Annotated in this window: 8 protein-coding genes; all 8 read left to right on the top strand. The window is 36.0% G+C overall.

The annotated features are described in order from the left end of the window. Nucleotides 1-205 (top strand): hypothetical protein (locus ACLUJM_RS13025; RefSeq protein WP_412413004.1); only part of this gene is annotated, 205 nt, incomplete at its 5' end. A gap of 25 nt (nt 206-230) precedes the next feature. Continuing rightward, on the top strand, nt 231-794 hold the full coding sequence (locus ACLUJM_RS13020; RefSeq protein ID WP_133304850.1) for a hypothetical protein: 564 nt from the start codon (nt 231-233) through the stop codon (nt 792-794). Between the two features lie 12 nt (nt 795-806). Beyond that, complete coding sequence (locus ACLUJM_RS13015) at nt 807-1,313, top strand: hypothetical protein (RefSeq protein WP_412413003.1); 507 nt, start codon at nt 807-809, stop codon at nt 1,311-1,313. Nucleotides 1,314-1,423: 110 nt separating this feature from the next. Further along, complete coding sequence (locus ACLUJM_RS13010; RefSeq protein WP_412413002.1) at nt 1,424-2,203, top strand: phage baseplate assembly protein V; 780 nt, start codon at nt 1,424-1,426, stop codon at nt 2,201-2,203. 12 nt (nt 2,204-2,215) lie between these two features. Further along, nucleotides 2,216-2,821, top strand: coding sequence for a hypothetical protein (locus ACLUJM_RS13005; RefSeq protein ID WP_120091474.1), 606 nt, complete (start codon nt 2,216-2,218; stop codon nt 2,819-2,821). After that, nucleotides 2,796-3,317, top strand: a complete 522-nt coding sequence (locus ACLUJM_RS13000) for a hypothetical protein (RefSeq protein WP_089981828.1) — start codon at nt 2,796-2,798, stop codon at nt 3,315-3,317. Before ACLUJM_RS13005 ends, ACLUJM_RS13000 begins: the two co-directional genes overlap by 26 nt. 16 nt (nt 3,318-3,333) lie before the next feature. Continuing rightward, entirely contained in the window at nt 3,334-3,849 is a 516-nt protein-coding gene (locus ACLUJM_RS12995) for an FHA domain-containing protein (RefSeq protein ID WP_120091476.1), read from the top strand. After that, nucleotides 3,846-4,478: hypothetical protein (locus tag ACLUJM_RS12990; protein ID WP_412413001.1), on the top strand; the 633-nt coding region annotated here is incomplete at its 3' end. The genes ACLUJM_RS12995 and ACLUJM_RS12990, both read left to right, overlap by 4 nt.

The following is a 4,478-nucleotide window of genomic DNA, read 5'->3' as shown; positions in this document are numbered from 1 at the left end:
GGGTATACAGGGGGTAAGCCTTTCTTTTTACTGTATGATGAATCATTACAGACAATATGTAGAATTTTTTATACTTTCCATACATGGACAATTATTTATAGGTACCGTAAATTGTGCTGAAGAAAATAAGGGCAAATGGGCTTCTGTTTTTCGTAAAATAAAAATATCGATAGAAGAATTGGAGCAAAGCAGAAATCTATTATAAATATATTATGGGTGCGAGGAGAGACATGATGAAAATGGAGGGGAATTATCCGGATGAAGTAATCTTGCAGGCTATTCAAAAGTATGAAATAGAAGTGGAGCGGCAAAGGCCATTGGATTACCAAATCAAGATACGGAATAAAACGGTAGTATTGGCTGATAGAGAGATTTACCCTAATATTACCATGCGCTTGCCCAAGTTCTTTGCGGTTAAAAAGGGAGAGGAGATTGAGTCGGGATATCTGATTCGGAATCACCCGGAGATGATTTTTACAAGTGCATGTGGAACGGTAAATTTTACATTTGATACAATAATGGTGGCAAATATTTTACAAATAAGAAAGGAACTCATAGATTTGATGGGGCAAAGGTATCCACAGAATACCATTTATGAGCAGGGAATAGAAAGGGAACTTTGTTGGTTTGATTATAAAAGCTTCGCTGCAGACGCTGATGTTTATAATATGATGTTTCTGTTTCCTTATCAGGAAAAAACTGTGATAGGAAGTTTCAAATGCGCTTTTTGTGATTATATGCAATGGAAGTATTATGTACTCAAAATGTTAGAGACAATTGAAGAAAAAAACTAAGAGGGGGGACCTATGAAAGACTATAGAAGGTTAATTACGAAGCCATTTAACTTTGTAAGCATTGAGTTATTTTATATGAAACAGGAGTTGAATGAACACACATCCGTATCATTCAGTGGAATCGTGGCGGATAAAAATATAGAGGAATATTTCAAAATTTTACAAAGCGACACTTGGTTTATAATTGAAGCAGAGGATGAAAGATTAGAAAAACAAATTTTGTTTTATGGAATTATTACTTCTTATACAGTGAATTACAGAGGTAATGATACGATACTATCGATCAATAGTATGAGTGGAACCTATTTATTAGATTTGACTCCGCATTTGCGCACATTTCAACATGAAAAAAAATTATATTCTGAAATTTTGAATTATATATGCAGTGAAAATAAAAATGCGGCTTTTATTTTAGGAAGAAAAGGAGATGGAGAGATTAATAGTCTGCTCATTCAATATTATGAAACTGATTGGAAATTTATGAAAAGAATCGCCAGTCATATGGAGGTTACCTTATAGCGGCATGTCATTTGCAGGGAAGTAAATTTTTCTTTGGTATGCCTGAATTAGATACACATATTATATGTGAACAAAAGCCATATAAGGTAATCAGCCATATGGATGATTATATGAAAAAGACTGCTGCGGGGTTCAGTTTATCACAATCGGATGCTTTTACATACATAATTGAAGACAGGGATATTTACAGGATAGGGGATCATATTCAATTTTTAAACAGGGATTTATGTATCTGTCAGATTAATACAGAGTACAAGGGCGGCGAGTGTGTGCATACATATTTTTTGAGGACATTTAACGGCCTTTGCACTATGAAGTCTGCGCCGGATAAAATTACAGGCGCTTCTTTAAGAGCGGGAGTGATTGCCGTAAAACAGGATGTAGTACAGGCCAGCGTTTATGATGATGAAAATAAACACGCCGGAAATGTAAGATGGCTGCCCTACTCAACAGTATATTCATCATTGGACGGTACCGGATGGTACTGTATGCCGGAAATTGGTGATGAAGTATGGCTGCATATTCCTTCTACGAGCGAGGATGATTCCTATATTATCAGTTCTGTGCACAGAGAAAATGATCAGGCGAGGCAGAACCCGGAGCATAAGTCGCTAAAAAATAAATATGGCAAGGAAATTTTATTTACTCCGGATTCTCTGATTCTGACAAATAATAACGGACTTCGGGTTGAATTATCGGATCAGGAGGGGATTTTAATCGAAAGTGATAAATCGGTACAGATTAACTCAAGTGGTGAACTTACCGTATCCAGTCAGAAGTCTTCGGTGACAATCATTGGTACAGAACAGGTGGTTATACAGCAGGGGGGAGCAAGTCTGGTCTTGGACAATGATATTTCTTTTACCGGAGGCGATTTTCGTATGCAATGAAAAGGAGCGTTTATGGAAAGAATAGAACAAATTATAAATGAGATTAAGGATTTGTCTGAGAAAAGATTTCAGGAAAGCAGGGAGCAAATCGTAAGGGATTATAAAGATAATAGAGAAGCGATAGCAGGCAGTATCATCAAGCAGATGAAGGAACTTTTCGTGAAAGCAGTTGAAAAGCAGGAAAATGGACAAAAAGGTAAAATCCGTATTTTTGGCTTCTTTTATTTAAACAGCAGCATTTTGACAGACACACATAAATATATGGTTAGTTTATATGACGAGGCCTTTTATTTAGACCAGAATGAAGTTAGCATAACATATAGTCCTCAGATTTTAATTCCTTATTATAATGAGGATATTAAATTTTTGCTTGATGCAATAAAAGGAAGATATGTTCGCATTAAAAATTATGAAATTGAACGCATTAAATTTGTTTATATTAAAAATTATCATAATTTGATGGAAAAAGTATTCTGTGATGTTCTGGAAGAAATCACAAACTTGCCTGAATATTATTTCATGTTAAAGGATGAAAATCCTTTATTTGTTTTTGGCGGATATAGAGATTTTGCGAAGCGTATGGAGGTGAAGCATGCAGTATTTTCTAATCGAGGCTGAAACTCAAGACCCTCTGCCTGAGATTATTAACTGGTATGGTAAAATAAATCCCCAGTATATAAACGAGAAAGATGCAGATAAGATCAAAAATTGGGAACTGTTGAATGTTAAGGTGTGTCAGGATACTGTTTTCCCAGATGTTCTGAGTGACCCCTTTTTCATGCTTTCTAAGAATGCGGCAGAGATTGTCAGCCATTATGAACCGGGAATCAGGATGATAGGGATTCAACTGTTCTCTCGGAAAAACAGGATTCTTTTGCCATATTTTTTGCCAATATTACCTATGGTTAATTGTCTTTCAAGTCAAAGCGAATTTGTCAATGAGGATATTGATATCAGCAAAGGTGTATTAGTTGAGAAAGCAATATCAAGTCAAGCATTATTTCAACTGGCTGGGATTGATACTCAGCGTGTGGTAATACGCTTGGACTTGCTGGAAAGTCTGCTCAGAAGAGAAGCATTGTCAATTAGAATTCAGGAACTGGAAGTGGTGTAACTATAGAAGGAGTATTATGAGTGAGAGCAATAGTAACTTAATCAGATGCCAGAACCATCATCTTTTTTCAAGACGCAGGCATGGAACGAAATGTCCTTATTGTGGTTTGGAAACAGTTACTTATGAAATGGAAGATATAAAAAAGAGAACGGATGAGAGTGGAAGCATTCATCCACTCAGTGCAGACGAAAAAGTGTGTGCATGGCTCGTATGCACGGAAGGAATCAGGGCTGGAAAATCTTATGAAATAAGAAATGGTAGCAATTCCATAGGCAGAGGATATGATATGGATATCCAAATATTGGGAGATAAGGAAATTGAGGTTAATTGCCATGCAATCATTGTATATGACAAAAAGACAAAACAAAGTAAGTTGTTCCCTGGAACAGGGAAAGGCCTTGTCTATTATAAGGGGGATACAGTTTATAGTTCAATAAATTTAACTGCTTATGATGAAATTGAAATTGGAAATAGTAAATTCCTGTTCATACCCTTTACAGGGAAGAAATTCAACTGGGAGGAAACTGAATGAAAGATAATAAAGCTATTATAGCTCAAGAAAGGCTGAAAGTAATTTGCGGTGTTTCTATTTATAGTTTAATTAGCTTTGAATTTTCAATAAAGCCGAATATCAATGCAGAGGCAAAAATAAAGGTATTGCTTTCTGATGTGGAAGAAACGACAGATAATATACTTGAATTTCTGAATTGGAAACCAATAAAAATTGTAGAGACAGCAAATGACGGAACTGAGAATTATCCGCCCCTTTTTGCTGGTATAATAATTAACTGTGAAATTAACCATGAGGGAGGGAGCAGAGAGGCAAATATTCTTGCAGCATCAGGGAGTTTCCAGTTGGACATCATGAAAAAATCCCGTTCATTTCAGAATACGGAAATGTCTTATCGAGAGGTGATTGACGATTTATTAAAGAGTACGGAAAAAGCTTCTTTTTTATATTTCGCAGATGAGAAAAAACTAGACAAGCCGGTGATACAATATCAGGAAACCGATTTTTCTTTTGCTGTTAGAATTGCCAGTCATCAAAACACCTGTATATACCCGGATATAGCGGAGCCAGCGCCGAGAATTTATTATGGTTTGAGAAAAGGAGAAGATAGGGGAGAACTTTCAGTTAACAATTATCAAATGGGTATGGAA

Source organism: Finegoldia sp. (assembly GCF_046991905.1).
Taxonomy (GTDB): Bacteria; Bacillota; Clostridia; order Tissierellales; family Peptoniphilaceae; genus Finegoldia.
The sequence above is the reverse complement of the archived record's forward strand: the minus strand, read 5'-3'. Positions and strand labels throughout refer to the sequence as shown.

What these genes read in the sequence shown, in the direction of transcription:
- ACLUJM_RS13020 (WP_133304850.1), top strand. Translation starts at nt 231, where the DNA reads ATGATGAAAATGGAGGGGAATTATCCGGATGAAGTAATCTTGCAGGCT.
- ACLUJM_RS13015 (WP_412413003.1), top strand. Translation starts at nt 807, where the DNA reads ATGAAAGACTATAGAAGGTTAATTACGAAGCCATTTAACTTTGTAAGC.
- ACLUJM_RS13010 (WP_412413002.1), top strand. Translation starts at nt 1,424, where the DNA reads ATGAAAAAGACTGCTGCGGGGTTCAGTTTATCACAATCGGATGCTTTT.
- ACLUJM_RS13005 (WP_120091474.1), top strand. Translation starts at nt 2,216, where the DNA reads ATGGAAAGAATAGAACAAATTATAAATGAGATTAAGGATTTGTCTGAG.
- ACLUJM_RS13000 (WP_089981828.1), top strand. Translation starts at nt 2,796, where the DNA reads ATGCAGTATTTTCTAATCGAGGCTGAAACTCAAGACCCTCTGCCTGAG.
- ACLUJM_RS12995 (WP_120091476.1), top strand. Translation starts at nt 3,334, where the DNA reads ATGAGTGAGAGCAATAGTAACTTAATCAGATGCCAGAACCATCATCTT.